We start from the raw sequence: 21618 nt of genomic DNA on the forward strand, positions 1-21618 counted from the left end.
GTGATTAATTAAGTCGTAACCCAAGCGCCCGGCGAATTTCTCCGGGCGTTTTTGTCAGTTTATCTCCCACAAAGTAAATAAACTTACATACTTTTCAATAAGATAATTAAATTGCGTGTGATCAAGTCATAACGACGATTATCGGTTATCCTGCGTTCGCAACTTTCACCCACCAAGACTGAACCTTGCCGGGCTTTTCAGGGAAACACGATCAGCCTGTCAGCGAACATAAGGAAATTAGAATGAACAAAGCCATTTTAATGCCGGTTGATATTCTGGCGATGGACCTTTCTGACAAAGCGATTGCCTGGGCCGATCACATGCTCAATAAAGAAGAGGGCGTTCTGCATCTGCTGCATGTTTTCCCTAAGCTGCACGCGTCGCCAATTCGCGGCTTTGCTTCGGATATCAAAAAATACGAAGAGTACATGACCAACGATGCACAGGAGAAAATGCTCGCGCTGGCGAGAAAATTCAAAACGCCGTTGGAGAGAATTCGCTTTGAAGTCCGTCACGGCAATATTCGTGATGAGGTAAATGACGCAGCGGCGGCGCATAATGTTGAAATGATTATTATCGGCTCACGCAAGCCCGGGATTGCCACTCATCTGCTGGGTTCGGCGGCTGCTAATATTTTGCGTTACGCAAAGGTGCCGGTCATGGTTGTTCGTTAATCCGTCATCGTAAACGAAAAGCCTCCCATTTTGGGAGGCTTTTTTATTGCCGGATACCGCCGGTTATTTCCGGCGGAATTTGCGGGTGAGGGGTTTCTCTATCTCAACAATGAAGAACAGCGCGATGCCAATGGCAAAGGTGATTCCCCAGTAGCGCAGCGGCAGGGCTTCAGTACCAAACAACATCTGCAGGAACGGCACGTAGATAATCGCCAACTGCAGCAACAGCAGAATACCGCTGACCAGCCAGATACCTTTATTCATCAACAGACCGCGACCCAGCGAGAAGCCATCGGAAACGCGGCAGTTAAGCATGTATACCCACTGCGCCGTCACCAGCGTTTGCAACAGGACCGTACGAATGAATTCCGGGCTGTGGCCGCGTGGTTGCAGCCAGGCTTCCAGCATAAAGGCGCAGGCGGCAATCAGCGTACCAACAAAACCTACGCGCCAGATAGCAAAGCCATCCATCACGTTTTCATTACTTTGACGCGGTGGGCGGCGCATGATGTTGCGCTCACCGGCTTCAAACGCCAGACCGAATGACAGCGTGGCGGAGGTCGCCATGTTCATCCACAGGATCAGCACTGGTGTCAGCGGGATCAGATTGCCCGCCAGCAGCGCAATGATGATCAGCAGACCCTGTGCCAGGTTCGTGGGCATGATAAACAGAATGGTTTTCTTCAGGTTGTCATAGACGCGACGCCCTTCCTGTACCGCGCTGGCGATGGTTGCGAAGTTATCATCCGTCAGCACCATGTCAGCGGCTTCTTTTGTTACTTCGGTGCCTTTAATGCCCATCGCAATGCCTACGTCGGCCTGCTTCAGCGCTGGCGCATCATTGACGCCATCCCCGGTCATGCCGACGATTTCGCCTTTATCTTGCAGGGCTTTGACCAGACGCAGCTTATGCTCCGGGCTGGTACGGGCAAAGATATCGTAGGTAATGGCGGCTTCGGCGAGTTCAGCCTCATCCATCTGCTCGAGCTCATAGCCCGTCACTGCGTGTGTGCTGTTATGAATGCCCAACATGCCACCGATGCTCATGGCGGTTTGCGGGTGATCGCCGGTGATCATTTTGACCCGGATCCCGGCCTGCTGACAGGCGCCGATCGCCGCAATGGCTTCCGGGCGTGGTGGGTCCATCATCCCGGCGATGCCGAGGAAAATGAGCCCCTCGCTCAGGCAGTCATGGGTTAGCGCATTGGCGTCGGCACGCGTGGGTTTCCAGGCGGCGGCCACCATCCGCAGGCCTTCTTTGGCATAACGGGCAATTTCGGCCTCCCAGTACGGCTGGGTAAAGGCTTCTGTACCGTTTGCGGTTTGCTGCAACTGACAGAGTGTAAACAGCACATCCGGCGCTCCGGTCACCAGCACGCGCTCGTCGTTGCCGATGCGATAATGTGTCGCCATATATTTGTACTGCGAATCGAACGGGATTTTACTGCGCAGTTCGCTTTCAATGGCTGGCAGCATCGCTTTCGCGGCCAGCACTTTCAGCGCCCCTTCGGTTGGCCCACCGGTAATTCCCCAGTGACCCTGTTCATCGCGAATCAGTTGGCTGTCGTTGCACAGGTCGATCGTGCGCAGATAGCTTTCGAGCAGGCTTCCTGGCGCAATCTCTGCCAGCGTGCCGTTTTCCTCGACCTGAATCTCGCCGGTTGGCTCATAGCTGTTACCCTGCACGCGGTAATTTTTATCTGCCGTGATGATGGCTTTGACCGTCATCTCGTTCATGGTCAGGGTGCCGGTTTTATCAGAACAGATCACCGACATAGCACCCAGTGTTTCAACGGTAGGCAGTTTACGGATGATGGCGTGTTTGCGGGCCATGGTCTGTACGCCCAGCGACAGAATAATTGAAATAATCGCCGGTAAACCTTCCGGAACCGCCGCAACGGCCAGGCTGATTAATGAAAGCAGTAGTTCGCCCATCGGCATATCGCGCAGCAGCAGGCTGAAGATAAACAACCCAACCATCATGGCGAGAATGAGGGAGAAAATTGCTTTGCCGAGTTTATCCATCTGCACCAGCAGCGGCGTGCGATGCTTCTCGATCCCGGTCATCATCTGGTTAATATGACCCAGTTCCGTCGCTTCCCCGGTGGCAATCACCACGCCTAGTCCGGCCCCGGCGCTGATGGTGGTGCCAGAGAACACCAGGTTCTTGCGATCGCCCAGCGGTAGTTCGCCTGTCAGCGCTTCTGCCGTTTTGTCCACAACGGTAGATTCACCGGTCAGGATGGCTTCTTCAACCCGCAAGTTATGGGCTTCCAGGACGCGAAGATCGGCGGGGATGCGGTCGCCCGCGCGCAGTACCACGATATCGCCAACGACCAGATCGGTCGTCGCGACCGTATCGTGTTGTCCGTTACGGATCACGACGGCGGAAGCGGAGAGCATATGGCGGATGCTTTTCAGCGATTTTTCCGCGTTGTTTTCCTGAATGTGGCCAATCAGGGCGTTGATCACCGCGACGCCAAGGATGACGGCAGTATCTACCCAATGCCCCATCACGGCCGTGAGGGCCGCTGCAGCGATCAGGACGTAGATCAGGACATCGTGAAAATGGGCCAGAAAGCGTAGCCAGGCGGGTTTGCCGGCTTTTTCCGGTAGTGCGTTAAGGCCATCCCTGGCGAGACGTGCGCTGGCTTCATTGTGAGTCAGCCCGGAAGGTTGGCTCTGCTGATTTTTCAGAACCTCCTCAACGGTTAGCTGGTACGGCTTTTTTCCAGCGCATGGCGCAGAATGGAGACGATTGTTGTTCGGCATTCTGGTCAAAGTAAATTTCCTCAAAGAATAAAATTTTAATATTTTGAAACACACGCATACTATTTGAATAATGCTTTATGATGTTTGATATTAATCAATGGTGTTTCGGTAAATATTATTTTATCTTTGAGTGAAGATGATATTTCCCCTTGTTTTTTATGAGGGTAAATGGAAGTGTAAATTTAGGAAAGGAGGTGTGTATGTTTGGTGTTTATAATGCTAAAAGATTGATTTTATTGATTATGTTTGCAATCGCTGTTGCGGCGCTTAGCGGTATTTCAACCTACTTCTTTGTAAAGTATCTGGGATGAGAATAATAAAAAATAGTCTTCCTTACATAACTTTTAAATCCTGAATAATAATGACATTAGGGAGATCGGCGTCAACGGGAAATATATTCTAAAGAGCAGTCTGTTGAATAAATGGACCACGCCAGATAAATGAATAATCGGTGCGAGCCTGGCGAAATCGGAGGCGGGGCGAGCGTGTCTGCAACTGACATAGACGGGATTATCTGGAAACAATAAAAAGCCTCCCTCAGGGAGGCCCGGGTGTACTCAGGTCAATACCATTGGCCATTCCGGCGGTGTCTGGCTCATCACTTCAACCATGACAGATTCAATGTTGCTCCAGATGGCGGAGAGATCCATCAGGGTGATGCCGAGTAACCCCGTCGCAAACCAGCAGGCGGCGACAACCCCGAGTGCACTGCTGATCACAGCCAGACCAATGTAATCTGAGCGACGAAAACGAATATTCAATGTGCTGGCTAAAAACATGAGCACAGCGCTCAGCAGTTGCCAGCGGAGAAGAACCACGCCAGTGGTTAGGGTAGCCATGAAATATTTCCTCTGAAAATAGCAGGTGCCCTGGACAGCGCGGCGTTTTCACGGGAGGCGTGGCACACTCTGGCTATCGATGGGCATTCACATCAATACCGAATGAAACGTTGTTTTTGTTTCATAATATTTGTGAACTATATCACGGTTAAGTGGCCGCTCGCCAGCCTGTCACGCTCTTTTTTGCTCGCTTTATAACCATGATTAAAATGTGGTTATTGAGTCGACAACCTATACGCTTTCATGGTGGGGCAGTCGATAAGCGCGACGTAATGAAGATGTATTGGTTTTACCTTTTTGTATTGTTAAAAAATAAGCATCTGAAGAAATTTAGCTTAATTTCATTTTGCGAATGAGCCAACAAAACTTTCATAAAACACTACCCCTTTCGGAGAGTGGATTACCCTTAATAAAATTAATCGTCACTGTAGGTTTGCTTTACGGTCGAATATTATCACCATCCTGCAATATCAGACTTTTACTAATAAAAGTCTGTTGCTAATATCGATAGATTCATGCAACGTAATCACCTGTGTGATTTAGCATCCTGCCTTGATGATAACAGGCATATAAAATGCAGGGATATAGGGCTGAAATGAATCATCGGGCGCGACGCAAGATGCTGAGGTTCCTCGGGATAATCATGGTGGTTTTGCTCCCCGTGATGCTGGCGCTATGGTTTGCTCGCCTGCAAGCCACCTCACAAACCAGTAAACAGTTGAGTACGTTTGCCCATCTGGCTTTAGATAAAACAGAACTGGTCGTTTTGCAGGCGGATTTAGCCCGCGACGCTGCTGAACAGTATCAGGGGCAAACATGTACGCCTGCGCATCGGCAACGAATGTTGAATATTATTCGTGGGCGCCTTTATATCAACGAGTTAATTTATGCACAGGGCGATCGTTTTTTATGCTCTACGGTAATGACACCTTCGGTACCCTATATTATGCCGACGGCAGACTATAAACGAAAACCCAACATCTCTATTTATTACTTTCGCGATACGCCTTTTTTTACCGGTTATAAAATGACGTATATGCAACGTGGAAACTATGTCGCGGTGATCAATCCGCTGTCATATAGCGAAGTGATGTCCGAAGACCCCGAGCTGGCCTGGGGGGTATATGACACCGTGACCAATACTTTTTTTTCCGTCAGCGAGCAGGCATGGGTGGCCCAACTGTTGCCATTGGTTCAGCGTAATCAATTTGTTTTCCAGCAGGACAATCGCTTTTATACCATCACCCACTCGGATAAACGGCCCATTGCCGTGATTGTATCGACCTCGATGCATCGGTTTTATCAGAACCTGTATCAGCAGTTGCTGATCACCCTTCCGCTGGCGGTCATCAGCAGCATTCTGTTGTTAATGTTCTGGTCGCGGGCGCGTCGGCAGTACTACTCGCCGCGTCGTATGCTCCAGCGCGCGCTTAAGCAACGCCAGCTCTGCCTGCACTATCAGCCGATCATTGATATCAAAAACGAGAAATGCGTGGGGGCAGAAGCGCTGCTGCGCTGGCCGGGCTGCAAGGATCAGGTCATGAGTCCGGCCGAGTTCATCCCGCTGGCGGAAAAAGAGGGGATGATCGCACAGATTACCGACTACGTGGTGGAAGAAGTGTTTAGCGATTTGGGGGCGTTTCTGGCTGAAAACCCGCAGTTGTATATCTCTATCAACCTTTCTGCGTCGGATTTTCACTCTTCACGACTAATTGCCATGATTGCGGATAAAGTGCGTGAACATGGCGTTCTTGCGCAACAAATTAAGGTAGAGGTGACCGAACGAGGATTTATCGATGTGCCGAAAACCACGCCGGTGATCCAGGCATTTCGTCAGGCTGGTTATGAGGTGGCGATAGATGATTTCGGCACCGGCTACTCTAACCTGCACAACCTCTATTCACTGAACGTCGATATTCTCAAGATCGACAAATCCTTTATCGATACGCTGACCACTAACAGTACCAGCCATCTGATTGCGGAACATATCATTGAGATGGCGCAAAGCCTGCGTCTTAAAACCATCGCAGAAGGCGTGGAAACGGCAGATCAGGTGAGCTGGTTGCTTAAACGCGGGGTGCAGTACTGCCAGGGGTGGCACTTCGCCAGGGCGCTGCCACCGCAGGACTTCATTCACTGGTTGCAACAGCCGCCCGCACTCCTGATGCAGCGCGGACAGTAATACTACAGGCGGTGGCGGTAGTCGCTGGGGGTACGATCAAATTCCCGGCGAAAGACGCGGGAGAATGTTTGCTGCGACACATAGCCTAAATCCATCGCAATATCGAATATTGGTCGTTCAGTGTTGCGCAGTTCGACGGCGGCCAGCAGCAGCCGGCGCTGACGGATATAGTCGCCCAACGTCTGGCGCATCACCGTGCGGAACATCCTCTGTAAATACCACTTTGAATAGCCTGATTTTTTCGCGACCACATCAATGTTCAGCGGTTGGTCGATATGTTCATCAATCCATTCAATCAGGGTTTGAATAATTTGCTGATGGGACATATTGCTGCCTCCTTCTCAGTGTTCGATTCGTCTTTTGTCTGCGGGCGAGTATAATTCCTCAAGTTAACTTGAGGTAAAGCGATTTATGGAAAAGAAATTACCCCGTATAAAAGCGATGCTCACGCCGGGCGAAGTGGCAAAGCGCAGCGGCGTGGCGGTTTCCGCACTGCATTTTTATGAAAGCAAAGGGTTGATCAGCAGTATCCGCAACAGCGGCAATCAGCGCAGATACCGGCGTGACGTGCTGCGTTATGTTGCAATCATCAAGATTGCCCAGCGGATCGGCATTCCGCTGGCGACTATCAGCGAAGCGCTGGGCGTGCTGCCGGAAGGGCATACCCTCAGCGCTAAAGAGTGGAAGCAACTCTCCTCGCAATGGCGTGATGAACTTGACCGGCGCATCCATACGCTGGTGGCGCTGCGTGACGAACTGGACGGTTGCATCGGTTGTGGCTGCCTGTCGCGTAAAGACTGTCCGTTGCGTAACCCCGGAGACCGGCTGGGCGAAGAGGGCACGGGAGCGCGTTTGCTGGAAGATGAACAAAACTAAAGCGCCGCAAGGGCGCTTTAGTTTGTTTTCCGGTCTTTGTCTTTCACTCTATCCCGCTGGTTCACGGGAGGGTTTCCCCCGACGTCAACACCCCTCATTCGAGCACGTGGTGGAGGTTCCGGTTTGTGTTGATATTGTAAGTGTAAGCCGCATCATCCCATTTGCCAGTGAATCTGACGATTTTTTAGGCGAATTTTTTTCGTCATCTCCCATAATTTACTGGAGTGAGTAAGAGGCAATAACGGGAGAACATCATGCTGACGGCGCATCTCTTTGTGACCGAAACGGGCAAAACAGGTTATCGGATTGCGCATTGACGATAACGTTTGCGCATCAGTTGGTGATTTCTTCAGCGTTAGCGCAAGAAATGAGTAAAAAGCGGCAAAGTTCAGTTGAAAATCCCCATATGATCGCTGGATAATCGTTTGCTTTTTTTTACAACCCGTTTTTTATGCGCGGAGCTAAACGTTTGCTTTTTGCGACACCCCTTTTTGTCGCGATCAGAGCACAGGGAGTTGACGTTGCGCTGGCAGTGGATTGTCCACCACGCATAAGAACGAATAATAAACTCTCAGGGGATGTTTTCTATGTCTACGCCTTCAGCGCGTACCGGCGGTTCGCTCGACGCCTGGTTTAAAATTTCACAACGTGGAAGCACTGTCCGTCAGGAAGTGGTGGCAGGTTTAACAACGTTTCTGGCGATGGTGTACTCTGTTATCGTCGTGCCTGGCATGCTGGGCAAAGCGGGTTTCCCACCCGCGGCGGTGTTCGTCGCGACCTGTCTGGTGGCCGGTCTGGGTTCTATCGTCATGGGACTGTGGGCCAACCTGCCACTGGCGATTGGTTGCGCCATCTCTCTGACCGCCTTCACCGCGTTCAGTTTGGTACTGGGCCAGCAGATTAGCGTACCGGTCGCACTGGGTGCGGTATTCCTGATGGGGGTGCTGTTTACCATTATCTCCGCAACCGGGATCCGTAGCTGGATCCTGCGCAATTTACCGCAGGGCATCGCGCACGGTACCGGCATCGGTATCGGTCTGTTTTTACTGCTGATCGCGGCGAATGGCGTGGGCCTGGTCATTAAGAACCCACTCGATGGTCTGCCAGTAGCGCTCGGCCACTTCGCCACCTTCCCGGTGATTATGTCGCTGGTGGGGCTGGCGGTGATTATCGGTCTGGAGAAACTGAAAGTGCCGGGTGGCATTCTGCTGACCATTATTGGCATTTCGATCGTCGGCCTGATTTTCGATCCTGCGGTGAAATTCTCCGGCATTTTCGCCATGCCATCTCTGAGCGATGAAACCGGTAAATCGCTGATTGGCAGCCTGGATATCATGGGCGCGCTGAACCCGGTTGTTCTGCCAAGCGTTCTGGCGCTGGTAATGACTGCCGTGTTTGATGCCACTGGCACCATCCGTGCCGTGGCGGGTCAGGCGAATCTACTGGATAAAGACGGGCAGATTATTGATGGCGGTAAGGCGCTGACCACGGACTCCCTGAGCAGCGTATTCTCAGGTCTGGTGGGCGCTGCGCCGGCAGCGGTCTACATCGAATCGGCAGCCGGTACGGCAGCAGGCGGTAAAACCGGTCTGACCGCCATCACCGTCGGTGTGCTGTTCCTGCTGATCCTGTTCCTTTCTCCGCTCTCATACCTCGTTCCGGTATATGCAACGGCGCCTGCGCTGATGTACGTCGGTCTACTGATGCTCAGCAACGTGGCGAAAATCGATTTTGCTGACTTTGTTGATGCGATGGCGGGTCTGGTGACGGCGGTATTCATTGTACTGACCTGTAACATCGTGACCGGCATCATGATTGGTTTTGCCACGCTGGTGATTGGTCGCGTGGTGTCGGGTGAGTGGCGCAAGCTGAATATCGGTACCGTGGTGATCGCCGTGGCGCTGGTGGCATTCTATGCTGGCGGCTGGGCCATTTGATTCCGAAAGGGATTCCGAAAACGGGTGGCTTTTGCCACCCGTTTTTATTTTCAGCACACACTCGTTGTCTTTTGCGATACTCTGAGAAAGGTAAAATCGAGGCACGACGCCTCTCAAACACATAAGAAACATCGCAAACAGGGAACGCATGGAAATCTTCTTCACAATACTCATCATGACCCTTGTGGTCTCGCTGTCTGGGGTATTTACGCGCGTATTGCCCTTCCAGCTCCCCTTACCCCTCATGCAGATTGCTATCGGTGCGCTGTTGGCGTGGCCCACGTTTGGTCTGCACGTAGAATTTGACCCCGAACTGTTTCTGGTTCTGTTTATCCCGCCGCTGCTGTTTGCTGATGGCTGGAAGACGCCGACGCGAGAATTCCTTGAACATGGGCGAGAGATTTTCGGTCTGGCGCTGGCGTTGGTGCTGGTCACCGTGGTCGGGATTGGTTTTCTGATTTACTGGCTGGTGCCGGGCATTCCGTTGATCCCGGCCTTTGCGCTGGCCGCCGTGCTCTCGCCAACCGATGCGGTTGCGCTTTCCGGAATTGTTGGTGAAGGGCGGATCCCGAAGAAGATTATGGGCATCCTGCAGGGTGAGGCGCTGATGAATGATGCCTCCGGTCTGGTATCACTGAAATTTGCCGTTGCTGTTGCGATGGGCACGATGGTGTTTACCGTCGGCGGCGCGACGGTGGAATTCTTTAAGGTGGCGATCGGCGGTATTCTCGCGGGCTTTGTGGTCAGTTGGCTTTACGGTCGCTCGCTGCGCTTTCTCAGCCGCTGGGGCGGTGATGAGCCCGCGACGCAAATCGTCCTGCTGTTCCTGCTGCCGTTCGCATCCTACCTGATCGCAGAACACATCGGCGTCTCCGGGATCCTCGCGGCGGTAGCCGCCGGGATGACCATCACCCGCTCCGGGGTGATGCGCCGTGCGCCGCTGGCGATGCGTCTGCGCGCCAACAGCACCTGGGCGATGCTCGAGTTTGTGTTTAACGGGATGGTCTTCTTGCTGTTGGGCCTGCAACTACCGGGGATTCTCGAGTCGTCGCTGGTGGCCGCAGAGGCCGATCCGAACGTAGAAATCTGGATGCTGTTTACCGATATCATTCTGATTTATGTGGCGCTGATGCTGGTGCGTTTCGGCTGGCTGTGGACGATGAAAAACTTCAGTATGCGTTTCCTGAAAAAGAAACCGATGGAGTTTGGTTCCTGGACGACACGGGAAATTTTGATCGCCTCCTTCGCGGGCGTTCGCGGGGCCATCACCCTGGCGGGTGTCCTGTCTATCCCGCTGCTGCTGCCGGATGGCAACGTCTTCCCGGCGCGCTACGAACTGGTCTTCCTGGCCGCTGGCGTGATTCTGTTCTCGCTGTTTGTCGGCGTTGTGATGCTGCCGATTCTACTGCAACATCTGGAAGTGGCCGATCATTCTCAGCAACTAAAAGAGGAGCGAATTGCCCGCGCGGCGACGGCGGAAGTGGCGATTGTCGCGATCCAGAAAATGGAAGAGCGTCTGGCGGCGGATGCCGAAGAGAACATCGATAATCAGCTTCTGACCGAGGTGAGTTCCCGCGTCATCGGTAACCTGCGGCGTCGTGCTGACGGGCGTAACGATGTTGAGAGTTCACTGCAGGAAGAAAATCTTGAACGCCGCTTCCGCCTCGCGGCGCTGCGTTCAGAACGAGCGGAGCTATATCACCTGCGCGCCACGCGTGAAATCAGCAATGAAACGCTGCAAAAACTACTGCACGATCTCGATCTGCTGGAAGCGTTGTTGATCGAAAATCAGTAAGACCCACGTGTTGCCTGATGGCGCTGCGCTTATCAGGCCTACGGTTCGTGCATTTCGTAGGTCGGATAAGGCGTTGGTCCGATGCCTGATGGCTCATGCTTTTCGTAGGCCGGATAAGGCGTTAGCCGTCATCCGGCGGTACGATGCTTATCGGTCAACAGAGGTTAACCAAAAACCTTCGCAGCATGATAACCACGCTTTGGCGCTGTGGGAGAGATAGACCCCCTCGCGCCAAATCATCCCTAACTCCCAGCGTAACTCACTTTCAAGCGGGAGCCAGCGCAGCGTATTTTTGTCCAGTCGTTCGCAAATGGGCTCCGGCAGAATGGCAATCCCCACGCCCGCCTGCACCATTGCGGCAAGAAAGTCCCACTGTCCGCTGCGTACCGCGATACGCGGCTTCACGTCATGCTCGTTGAACAACTGCATTAACTGGCGGCTCAGGGCAAAATCTTCGTTGTAGATTAACAGCGGATGCTCGGCCAGCGCTTCTGGCGACACCGACTGACAGGTGGTCCACTGGCCGGAGCGTGGCACCAGCACGCAGAGAGGGTGGCTGAATACCGGTAACGTCGCCAGACCGCACTCTTCCTCTACGGGCAGTGCGGTCATCGCGACATCCAGTTCACCATTCATCACCGCCTGCTGCACCGTCAGCCCGCCAAACTCGGAAACCTTAAGCTCCACGCCGGGGTAGCGTTGGCGAAACAGACCGATCGGTCCGGCCATCAGCATGCCGACCATCGGCGGGATGCCAAGGCGCAGCAGCCCTTTATTAAGATGGTTAATATCGCCCAGTTCGGCTTCCAGTTGACGAAACTCAGCCAGAATCGCCAGCCCACGTTCAAATACCACGCGACCGGTATCGGTGAGCAACAGCTTGCGACCGTCGCGGATTAGCAGTGTACAGTTCAGCTCATCTTCGAGATTTTTCAACATCTTGCTGATGGTCGGTTGGGTGACAAAGAGCTTTTCCGCTGCGCGGGTGAAGCTCTGTTGGCGCACCACTTCAACAAAATAACGCAGCGTTCTGATATCCATGAGTATTCCTTCCGACTATGCCTGTAATGATTTTAATTCATTTCAGTCATCGGCAGGGGCTCTCTATACTGGCGTTCCGTATTATTTTTCAGGATGTTCCCTCATGGCTGTGGCGATAAGCCGCGTTACGCCTGCCGTTTTGCAACGACTCCAGGTTCCGGTTCAGGTACTGCTGTATGCAGGTTTGTTTATCGTTGCGCAATATCTTGTCTCCTGGCTGCATCTCCCGTTACCGGCCAATCTGGTGGGGATGGTGCTGATGCTGGCGCTGATTGTCTGTCGCATCCTGCCGCTGAGCTGGGTTCGTGCCGGGGCGCGCTGGCTACTGGCGGAGATGCTGTTGTTCTTTGTTCCGGCGGTGGTGGCGGTGGTGAACTATGCCCATCTGCTACTGGTGGACGGCTGGCGGATTTTTTCGGTCATTGCGATCAGTACGCTGATGGTGCTCGGTGCCACAGCATGGGTAGTGGATAAAGTTTATCGTTATGAAATCAGCAGGTTAAACCGTGACTAATCTCCAGCTCAGTGTGCTCTGTCTGGCGATGACGCTGGTTATCTATTTCGCCAATAAACGTCTGTATCGCCGTTTTCGGAAGCTGCCGTTGATGCCGTTGGTACTCACTCCCGCCTTGCTGGTGATGCTGCTGGTGTTTGGTCATATCTCCTGGCAAAGCTACATCGGTGAATCTCACTGGCTGTTGTGGCTGCTTGGCCCGGCAACGATCGCCTTTGCGGTGCCGGTTTACGACAATGTCGACATTATCAAACGCCACTGGATGTCGCTGACCGCAGGCGTGGTGACGGCGACGGTGGTCGCGGTGACCAGTTCCGTCTGGCTGGCGCGTTTATTTACCCTGCCGGACGAAATTCAGCGCAGCCTGGCGGTGCGTTCGGTGACCACGCCGTTTGCCCTGGCGGCGGCTGAACCGCTGGGTGGGCAGCCGGATTTAGTGGCGCTGTTTGTGGTGGTGACTGGCGTCTTTGGTATGGCGGTCGGTGATGCGCTGTTTTTACGTCTGTCGATTCGTGAAGGGATGGCGAAAGGCGCGGGATTTGGCGCGGCGTCGCACGGCGCGGGGACGGCGCGCTCGTATGAGCTTGGTCAGCAGGAGGGCGTGGTTGCCAGCCTGGTGATGATGCTTTCTGGGGTGGTGATGGTATTGGTCGCCCCGCTGGTGGCGAGGCTGATGTTCTGAGAAAGGCTCCCCGGTCAGGGCGACCGGGGAACAGCGTGTTGATTAGTGGGCGCGGCCTTGCTCGACCCCGAAGCCCGTCTGGGAACGGATAAACTGAGCACGGAACTGCTCGCGCTCACGGTTCCCTTCTGCCGAGTTATCGGTGGCAGAGAAGAACCAAATCCCAAGGAATGCTACGGTAATGGAGAACAGCGCCGGGTATTCATACGGGAAGATAGCCTTTTCGTGACCGAGGATTTGTACCCAAATGGTGGGGCCAAGAACCATCAGCACCACGGCAGTCAGCAGACCCAACCAGCCACCCAACATCGCGCCACGCGTGGTCAGTTTCGACCAGTACATGGAAAGCAGGATGATCGGGAAGTTACAGCTTGCAGCGATTGCAAACGCCAGACCCACCATGAAGGCGATGTTCTGATTCTCGAACAGCACGCCGAGAATAATGGCGATGACGCCCAGCACCAGCACGGTGATTTTCGACACCCGCAACTCTTCACGTTCGGTCGCCCCTTTACGGAACACGTTCGCGTAGAGATCGTGAGAAACGGCGGATGCGCCTGCCAGCGTCAGACCGGCGACGACCGCCAGAATGGTGGCGAACGCCACGGCGGAAATAAAGCCGAGGAACAGGTTGCCGCCCACCGCATTTGCCAGGTGTACCGCCGCCATATTGTTACCGCCAATCAATGCGCCCGCCGCGTCTTTATACGCCGGATTCGCGCCAACCAGCATAATGGCGCCGAAGCCAATGATGAAGGTCAGGATGTAGAAGTAACCCATAAAACCGGTGGCGTAGAACACGCTCTTACGCGCTTCGCGGGCATCGCTCACCGTGAAGAAGCGCATCAGAATATGCGGCAGGCCTGCCGTACCAAACATCAGGCCGAGACCCAGTGAGAGCGCGGAGATCGGGTCTTTCACCAGTCCGCCCGGACTCATGATCGCCGAGCCTTTCGGGTGGACCGCCATCGCTTCGGTGAACAGATTATTGAAGCTAAAGCCGACGTGCTTCATCACCATGAAGGCCATAAAGCTGGCGCCGAACAGCAGCAGCACGGCTTTGATGATCTGCACCCACGTGGTTGCCAGCATGCCGCCGAACAGCACGTACATCATCATCAGTACACCGACCAGCACCACCGCGATGTGGTAGTTCAGGCCGAACAGCAGTTCAATCAGTTTGCCTGCGCCGACCATTTGCGCGATCAGATAAAGGGCAACCACTACCAGTGAACCACAGGCCGACAGAATGCGGATCGGCCCTTGCTTCAGGCGATAGGAGGCCACATCGGCAAAGGTGTAGCGACCGAGATTACGCAGACGTTCGGCGATCAGGAACAGGATGATCGGCCAACCGACGAGGAAGCCCAGCGAGTAGATCAAACCGTCATAGCCGGAGGTAAACACTAGCGCGGAGATCCCGAGGAATGACGCTGCCGACATGTAATCGCCCGCAATCGCCAGTCCGTTCTGGAAGCCGGTGATATTCCCGCCCGCCGTATAGTAGTCGCTGCGTGAACGTACGCGTTTTGACGCCCAGTACGTAATGCCGAGCGTAAACACGACGAAAATCAGGAACATGACAATAGCCTGCCAGTTAGTTGGCTGGCGTTGTACTACACCGCTAATGGCATCCGCCGCGTTGGCAGCGAAGGGTAGTGTGGCGGCAAGCGCCGTCAGGACTCTCTTCATGATGCGTTAACCTCGCGCAGTACTGCATTGTTCAGACGGTCGAATTCGCCGTTCGCCCGCCAGATATAGATACCGGTCAGAATGAAGGAGGTCAGAATCACCCCCACGCCAATCGGAATACCCCGGGTGACGCTGGTTCCCTCGTGAAGCGGGGTTCCCAGCCAGCCAGGCGCAAAAGCAATCAGTAGAATAAAGCTGATATAGACCACCAGCATGATGATCGACAGTATCGTGGCAAACCGTTGCCTTTTTTCAACTAACTCCCTGAAACGCGCACTGTCTTCTATCCGCTGATAAATGGTGTCATTCATCACAGAGTCTCCAGAGGCCCTCTGCGTCTTTCATATTGCAGGCATGGCTTAGCTGCTGCCGCCTTCCTGCAACACGAAATCCTTTGAGGGGGGTTTTATATTTTCCCTCCCGTTCAGGGGAGGGGTAGGGTAGGTTCGGTAGGCCCGATAAGCAGCGCGCCATCGGGCATTTCACGGTTATGGTTATGATGGCATCGCGATGGCCTGTTTCTCTTCGAGCAGTTTCTCTACCACGCCAGGATCGGCGAGGGTCGACGTATCGCCCAGATTGCTGGTATCCCCCGCCGCGATCTTGCGCAAAATACGGCGCATGATTTTGCCGGAACGGGTTTTCGGCAGTGAGTCGGTCCAGTGCAGCACGTCCGGCGTCGCCAGCGGGCCAATCTCTTTACGTACCCAGTTGCGCACGTCGGCGTACAGCTCTGGGGATGGCTCTTCGCCGTGATTCAGCGTCACATAGGCATAAATCGCCTGTCCCTTGATGTTGTGCGGAATGCCGACCACCGCCGCTTCGGCAATCTTCGGATGCGCCACCAGCGCGGATTCAATCTCCGCCGTGCCCAGACGGTGACCGGAGACGTTCAGCACGTCGTCAACGCGGCCGGTGATCCAGTAGTAACCGTCTTCATCACGACGAGCGCCGTCGCCGCTGAAATACATGTTTTTAAAGGTTGAGAAGTAGGTTTGCTCAAAGCGTTCGTGATCGCCGAACAGCGTACGCGCCTGTCCCGGCCAGGAGTCGGTGATCACCAGGTTGCCTTCGGTGGCCCCTTCCTGCGGATTGCCTTCGTTATCCACTAGCGCAGGCTGCACGCCGAAGAATGGACGGGTGGCGGAACCCGCTTTCAGTTCGGTCGCGCCCGGCAGCGGGGTGATCATGAAGCCACCGGTTTCGGTCTGCCACCAGGTATCCACCACCGGGCATTTTTCGTTACCGATCTTCTTCCAGTACCACTCCCACGCTTCCGGGTTGATGGGCTCGCCAACCGATCCCAGAATGCGCAGCGATGAGCGGTCTGTGCCCTCTATCGCCTTATCGCCTTCCGCCATCAGGGCGCGGATCGCCGTCGGCGCGGTATAGAGAATGTTGACCTTATGCTTATCCACCACCTGGCTCATGCGCGCCGGGGTTGGCCAGTTCGGCACCCCTTCAAACATCAGCGTGGTCGCACCGCAGGCCAACGGGCCATACAGCAGGTAGCTGTGCCCGGTGACCCAACCCACATCGGCGGTACACCAGTAGATATCGCCCGGATGGTAGTCAAACACATACTTAAAGGTTGTTGCCGCATACACCAGATAGCCGCCGGTGGTGTGCAGCACGCCCTTCGGTTTACCAGTGGAGCCCGAGGTATACAGGATAAATAGCGGATCTTCGGCGTTCATCTCTGCGGGTTGATGTTCAGCACTGGCTTTTTCAATCAGATCGCTCCACCACAGGTCACGACCTTCCTGCCATTCGATATTGCCGCCAGTGCGCTTGAGCACAACCACATGCTCGATGGTTTTCACGTTCGGGTTTTTCAGCGCATCGTCGACGTTTTTCTTCAGTGGAATGCTACGACCGGCGCGCACGCCTTCGTCAGCGGTGATCACCAGCTTCGAACTGGAATCAATGATGCGTCCGGCGACCGCTTCCGGCGAAAATCCGCCAAAAATCACCGAGTGCACAGCGCCAATGCGGGCGCAGGCCAGCATGGCGACAGCAGCTTCTGGCACCATAGGCATATAGATTGCCACCACATCGCCTTTTTTAATGCCCAGATCCTGCAAGGTATTGGCGAAACGGCAGACATCGCGATGCAGTTCGCGATACGTGATGTGTTTGCTCTGCGAGGCGTCATCGCCTTCCCAGATGATGGCGGTGCGATCGCCATTTTCTTGCAGGTGGCGGTCGAGACAGTTGGCCGCCAGGTTCAGCGTACCGTCCTCATACCATTTAATGGACACATTGCCTGGCGCGAAAGAGGTGTTCTTCACTTTCTGGTACGGCGTGATCCAGTCCAGAATTTTTCCCTGCTCGCCCCAGAAGGTATCTGGCTCGTTAATAGATTGTTGGTACTTCGCTTCGTACTGCTCCGGATTTATCAGGCAACGATCCGCAATGTTTGCGGGAATAGCGTGTTTGTGAATTTGGCTCATGGCTTTTGTTCTCCTTGTAGGATGTTAATAATATGTCTCACAAACGTTAAATGTAGGGGCTTTGACAGTTTTGTTTAGGTTTTGCGCGACAGATCACGCAATACAGGAATTGTGCAAATTAACGGCAATACGTTTTTTGAAGGAAACCAACAAAAGTTGATAAAATCTTTCCGTTACAGAGGGTTATGTTAATTTTTCACGAATGGTGATTGAGGTCGTAAAAGGGGAAAGGAGTAGTGAAAAAACGACCGGACTAACTCTAAAGTGGTATTTTACATACACTTACAATTGATTAAAGACAACATTTTCAGTGTGGTTTTTTGTTACATCTAGATTAGGGCAATGTCATGGCGGTGTGTGTGGTTATCGTCATGGATAGAATAAAAAAGAACCGTCATTGAACGCAATGGCGCAATCTGGATGAGACCTCTATGGCAAGGATTACACGACGCGCACGCCGTTTCTTCAGCCTGATCGTACCGCTGTTTTTCATTTCTGCGGTTTATGCTGAGCAAACGCCCGAACCCGCAAAGACTGTTACCGTTGAAGCGAAGAATGAAGTCTTCGCCCCTCAACATCCCGATCAATATCTCTCATGGAAAGCGACCTCAGAACAAGCAAAGCGTGAAGACGCATTAGCAGAAGATCCCCGCCTGGTGATCCTGTGGGCGGGATATCCGTTTTCCCGTGATTACAACAAACCGCGTGGGCACGCCTATGCAGTGACCGATGTGCGTGAAACCTTGCGTACTGGTGCCCCAAAAACTGCTGAAGACGGCCCATTGCCGATGGCTTGCTGGAGTTGTAAAAGCCCGGACGTAGCGCGTCTGATCCAGAAAGACGGTGAAGACGGTTACTTCCACGGCATGTGGGCACGTGGCGGTCCGGAAGTTGTTAACAACCTGGGTTGTGGCGATTGCCACAACACGGCGTCACCTGACTTCGCGAAAGGCAAACCTGAGTTGACGTTGTCTCGTCCGTACGCCGAACGTGCGATGGAGACCATCGGCAAACCATTTGATAAAGCCGGTCGTTTCGACCAGCAGTCGATGGTTTGCGCCCAGTGTCACGTGGAATACCACTTTGATGGCAAAAACAAAGCCGTCAAGTTCCCGTGGGATGACGGCATGAAAGTCGAAGATATGGAGAAATACTATGACGCCATTACTTTCGCTGACTGGACCAACTCGCTGTCAAAAACGCCGATGCTGAAAGCGCAGCATCCGGAATATGAAACCTGGAGCGTGGGTATTCACGGTAAAAACAATGTGACCTGCATTGACTGTCATATGCCGAAAGTGCAGAACGCCGAAGGCAAACTCTATACCGATCATAAGATTGGCAACCCGTTTGACAACTTCCCGCAAACCTGTGCGAACTGCCATACCCAGGATAAGGCCTCCCTGCAAAATGTGGTCGCTGAGCGTAAGAAGGCGATCAATGGGCTGAAAATCAAGGTTGAAGATCAACTGGTGCGTGCTCACTTCGAAGCGAAGGCGGCCTGGGATGCGGGCGCAACGGAAGCAGAAATGAAGCCGATTCTGAGCGATATCCGTCACGCACAGTGGCGCTGGGATCTGGCCATTGCCTCTCACGGTATCCATATGCACGCCCCGGAAGAAGGTTTGCGGATGTTAGGCATCGCGATGGACAAAGCCGCTGATGCCCGGACTAAGCTGGCGCGTCTGCTGGCAACCAAAGGCATCACCCATGAAATCGCGATTCCGGATATCTCCACCAAAGAGAAAGCCCAGGCGGCCATTGGTCTGAACATGCAGCAGATTAACGCCGATAAACAGGACTTTATCAAAACGGTGATCCCTCAGTGGGAAGAGCAGGCGCGTAAAAACGGTTTGTTAAGCCAATAACCTCAATTTGCCGGATGACAGCGCAAGCGCTTTATCCGGCCTACAGAAGTCGTGTAGGCCAGATAAGCGTAGCGCCATCAGGCATTATGCAACGGAGTGAATATGAGCGTATTCCGTTCGTTATTAACTGCTGGGGTGCTGGCGTCAGGTCTTTTATGGAGCCTGAGTGGGATAACCGCCACGCCAACGCCGCAGGAGTCTGAACGCTGGACGGTCACCCAACAGCGTAGCCCGGATGCCGCGTGTCTGGACTGTCACAAGCCGGATACCGAAGGGATGCATGGAAAGCATGCGTCCGTGACCAATCCGAACAATAAACTGCCGGTTACTTGTACCAACTGTCATGGCAAGCCATCGCCTCAGCATCGTGAAGGGGCGAAGGATGTGATGCGCTTTAACGAGCCGATGTACAACGTGGAGCAGCAGAACAGCGTTTGTCTGTCCTGTCATTTGCCTGAGCAGTTGCAAAAAGCGTTCTGGCCGCACGATGTCCACGTGACGAAAGTGGCCTGCGCCAGTTGTCACTCACTGCATCCGAAGCAAGACACGATGCAGACGTTAAGCGATAAAGGACGAGTTAAGATTTGCGTCGATTGCCACAGCGATCAGCGTAACAACCCGAACTTTAATCCGGCGTCTGTTCCTTTGCTTAAGGAGCATCCATGAGTTGCTCTCGTCGCCAGTTCATCACCGGCGTCGGCGCGCTGGTGGCCGTCAGCGGTACAGCAGGACGCGTGGTGGCGAAAACGTTGAATATCAACGGCGTGCGATATGGCATGGTGCATGATGAATCATTATGCATCGGCTGTACCGCCTGTATGGATGCCTGTCGGGAAGTCAACAACGTGCCGGAAGGCGTGTCGCGACTCACCATCATACGTAGCGAACCGCTGGGCACATTTCCGGATGTGAAGTACCGCTTCTTCCGCCATTCGTGCCAGCACTGCGATCACGCGCCGTGCGTTGACGTCTGCCCGACCGGGGCGTCGTATCGCGATGCCGCCAATGGCATTGTGGATGTGAACCCGGATCTCTGTGTCGGCTGCCAGTACTGCATTGCGGCGTGTCCGTATCGCGTACGCTTTATCCATCCGGTCACGAAAACGGCGGATAAATGCGATTTCTGCCGTAAAACAAACCTGAAAGCGGGCAAACTGCCGGCCTGCGTCGAGTCCTGCCCGACGAAGGCGCTGACGTTTGGCAATCTGGACGATCCTGACAGCGATATTTCCCGGCTGTTGCGACAGAAAACCACTTATCGCTACAAGCTGGCGCTGGGTACCAAACCGAAGGTCTACCGCGTTCCCTTTAAATATGGGGAGGTGAGCCAATGACAAATGCATCTGCTTTCCACTTTGAATCACTGGTGTGGGACTGGCCCATCGCTATCTATCTGTTTCTGATTGGTATTTCTGCCGGACTGGTGACGCTCTCCATCCTGCTGCGCCGTTACCATCCGGAGGCGGGCGGAGCGGACAGTACGCTGCTGCGCACCACGCTGGTGGTGGGGCCGGGGGCGATTATTTTCGGCCTGTTGATTCTGATCTTCCACCTGACGCGTCCCTGGACCTTCTGGAAGCTGATGTTCCACTACAGCTTTACGTCGGTGATGTCGATGGGGGTTTTACTGTTTCAGTTGTATATGGTCGTGCTGATTCTGTGGCTGGCCATCATCTTTCAAAAAGAGGTGATGGTCCTGCAACAGCGTTGGTTCCCCCGTCTGGGACTAGTGCAGAAGGTGCTGACGCTATTAACGCCGTTCAACCGTGGGCTAGAAACGCTGATGCTGGTGCTGGCGGTATTGCTGGGTGCCTATACCGGTTTCCTGCTTTCGGTACTGAAATCCTATCCGTTCCTGAATAACCCGATCCTGCCAGTGCTGTTCCTGTTTTCCGGGATCTCCTCCGGTGCGGCGGTGGCGCTGATCGCGATGGCATTACGTCAGCGTGGTAATCCGCATAGTACCGAGGCGCATTTTATTCACCGGGTGGAAACGCCGGTGGTGTGGCTGGAGATCTTCCTGCTGGCCGCCTTCTTTGTGGGGTTGGCGCTGGGTGATGACGGCAAAATGCGCGCCTTGTCGGCGGCGTTGGGGGGCGGTTTCTGGACCTGGTGGTTCTGGATAGGTGTTGCGGGGCTGGGATTGATTGTGCCGATGCTGCTCAAGCCCTGGGCCAGTCGCCATTCAACCTTTCATGGTGTGCTGGCGGTATGTGGCGCCAGCCTGACGGGCGTACTGTTACTGCGCTTTTTCATTCTCTATGCGGGGCAGCTAACCGTAGCGTAAGGTGAT

General features: G+C 53.9%; 18 protein-coding genes. 11 read left to right on the forward strand and 7 right to left on the reverse strand.

The window, feature by feature from the left end; all coding sequences use genetic code 11:
* Positions 1–242: 242 nt before the first annotated feature.
* Positions 243–674, forward strand: coding sequence for a universal stress protein (locus KE671_RS00380; RefSeq protein WP_206161244.1), 432 nt, complete (start codon positions 243–245; stop codon positions 672–674).
* A gap of 63 nt (positions 675–737) precedes the next feature.
* Here KE671_RS00380 and KE671_RS00385 read toward each other — a convergent pair whose 3' ends face one another.
* Together KE671_RS00385 and KE671_RS00390 are read right to left on the reverse strand one after the other, a co-directional pair.
* On the reverse strand, positions 738–3446 hold the full coding sequence (locus tag KE671_RS00385) for a cation-transporting P-type ATPase (protein WP_206161879.1): 2709 nt from the start codon (positions 3444–3446) through the stop codon (positions 738–740).
* A gap of 557 nt (positions 3447–4003) precedes the next feature.
* Entirely contained in the window at positions 4004–4285 is a 282-nt protein-coding gene (locus tag KE671_RS00390; RefSeq protein WP_206161245.1) for a YjcB family protein, read from the reverse strand.
* A 595-nt stretch (positions 4286–4880) separates the two neighbouring features.
* Between KE671_RS00390 and KE671_RS00395 the strand changes: the two genes are divergently transcribed.
* Positions 4881–6467, forward strand: a complete 1587-nt coding sequence (locus KE671_RS00395) for an EAL domain-containing protein (RefSeq protein ID WP_206161246.1) — start codon at positions 4881–4883, stop codon at positions 6465–6467.
* A 2-nt stretch (positions 6468–6469) separates the two neighbouring features.
* Here the strand turns inward: KE671_RS00395 and soxS are convergent, their stop codons facing one another.
* Complete coding sequence (gene soxS, locus KE671_RS00400) at positions 6470–6793, reverse strand: superoxide response transcriptional regulator SoxS (protein WP_042321117.1); 324 nt, start codon at positions 6791–6793, stop codon at positions 6470–6472.
* Positions 6794–6878: 85 nt separating this feature from the next.
* Between soxS and soxR the strand changes: the two genes are divergently transcribed.
* From soxR to KE671_RS00415, 3 genes are all read left to right on the forward strand, one after another.
* Positions 6879–7343 (forward strand): redox-sensitive transcriptional activator SoxR, encoded by a 465-nt coding sequence (gene soxR / locus KE671_RS00405; RefSeq protein WP_206161247.1) that lies wholly within the window; start codon positions 6879–6881, stop codon positions 7341–7343.
* Between the two features lie 587 nt (positions 7344–7930).
* A complete protein-coding gene (gene ghxP, locus KE671_RS00410; protein WP_206161248.1) occupies positions 7931–9280 on the forward strand; it encodes an NCS2 family permease in 1350 nt (449 codons plus the stop codon).
* A 148-nt stretch (positions 9281–9428) separates the two neighbouring features.
* The gene (locus tag KE671_RS00415) at positions 9429–11075 is read left to right on the forward strand and encodes a Na+/H+ antiporter (protein WP_061075566.1); all 1647 of its coding nucleotides are present in this window, start codon (positions 9429–9431) and stop codon (positions 11073–11075) included.
* A 147-nt stretch (positions 11076–11222) separates the two neighbouring features.
* Here the strand turns inward: KE671_RS00415 and KE671_RS00420 are convergent, their stop codons facing one another.
* On the reverse strand, positions 11223–12116 hold the full coding sequence (locus tag KE671_RS00420; RefSeq protein ID WP_206161249.1) for a LysR family transcriptional regulator: 894 nt from the start codon (positions 12114–12116) through the stop codon (positions 11223–11225).
* A gap of 103 nt (positions 12117–12219) precedes the next feature.
* Between KE671_RS00420 and KE671_RS00425 the strand changes: the two genes are divergently transcribed.
* Both KE671_RS00425 and KE671_RS00430 read left to right on the forward strand, forming a co-directional pair.
* Positions 12220–12630: a CidA/LrgA family protein gene (locus KE671_RS00425; RefSeq protein WP_042999055.1), complete on the forward strand. Its 411-nt coding sequence runs from the start codon at positions 12220–12222 to the stop codon at positions 12628–12630.
* The gene (locus KE671_RS00430) at positions 12623–13312 is read left to right on the forward strand and encodes an LrgB family protein (protein ID WP_206161250.1); all 690 of its coding nucleotides are present in this window, start codon (positions 12623–12625) and stop codon (positions 13310–13312) included. The genes KE671_RS00425 and KE671_RS00430 overlap by 8 nt, the downstream gene beginning before the upstream one ends.
* Before the next feature lie 42 nt (positions 13313–13354).
* On the opposite strand, the gene actP is transcribed toward KE671_RS00430, so the two are convergent.
* The 3 genes from actP to acs form a co-directional block, all read right to left on the reverse strand.
* The gene (gene actP / locus KE671_RS00435; protein WP_206161251.1) at positions 13355–15004 is read right to left on the reverse strand and encodes a cation/acetate symporter ActP; all 1650 of its coding nucleotides are present in this window, start codon (positions 15002–15004) and stop codon (positions 13355–13357) included.
* Positions 15001–15315: a DUF485 domain-containing protein gene (locus KE671_RS00440; protein ID WP_206161252.1), complete on the reverse strand. Its 315-nt coding sequence runs from the start codon at positions 15313–15315 to the stop codon at positions 15001–15003. Before KE671_RS00440 ends, actP begins: the two co-directional genes overlap by 4 nt.
* 183 nt (positions 15316–15498) lie before the next feature.
* Positions 15499–17457, reverse strand: coding sequence for an acetate--CoA ligase (gene acs, locus KE671_RS00445; protein ID WP_206161253.1), 1959 nt, complete (start codon positions 17455–17457; stop codon positions 15499–15501).
* Between the two features lie 431 nt (positions 17458–17888).
* Between acs and nrfA the strand changes: the two genes are divergently transcribed.
* The 4 genes from nrfA (at position 17889) to nrfD (ending at position 21612) form a co-directional block, all read left to right on the forward strand.
* Positions 17889–19325: an ammonia-forming nitrite reductase cytochrome c552 subunit gene (gene nrfA, locus KE671_RS00450; protein ID WP_206161254.1), complete on the forward strand. Its 1437-nt coding sequence runs from the start codon at positions 17889–17891 to the stop codon at positions 19323–19325.
* A 102-nt stretch (positions 19326–19427) separates the two neighbouring features.
* Positions 19428–19991, forward strand: coding sequence for a cytochrome c nitrite reductase pentaheme subunit (gene nrfB / locus KE671_RS00455; protein WP_046493984.1), 564 nt, complete (start codon positions 19428–19430; stop codon positions 19989–19991).
* Positions 19988–20659, forward strand: a complete 672-nt coding sequence (gene nrfC / locus KE671_RS00460; RefSeq protein ID WP_042999063.1) for a cytochrome c nitrite reductase Fe-S protein — start codon at positions 19988–19990, stop codon at positions 20657–20659. Before nrfB ends, nrfC begins: the two co-directional genes overlap by 4 nt.
* Complete coding sequence (gene nrfD / locus KE671_RS00465) at positions 20656–21612, forward strand: cytochrome c nitrite reductase subunit NrfD (protein WP_206161255.1); 957 nt, start codon at positions 20656–20658, stop codon at positions 21610–21612. The genes nrfC and nrfD overlap by 4 nt, the downstream gene beginning before the upstream one ends.
* The last annotated feature ends 6 nt before the right edge of the window (positions 21613–21618 follow it).

Origin of the sequence: Citrobacter amalonaticus (genome assembly GCF_018252635.1) — a bacterium.
GTDB classification, from domain to species: domain Bacteria; phylum Pseudomonadota; class Gammaproteobacteria; order Enterobacterales; family Enterobacteriaceae; genus Citrobacter_A; species Citrobacter_A amalonaticus_E.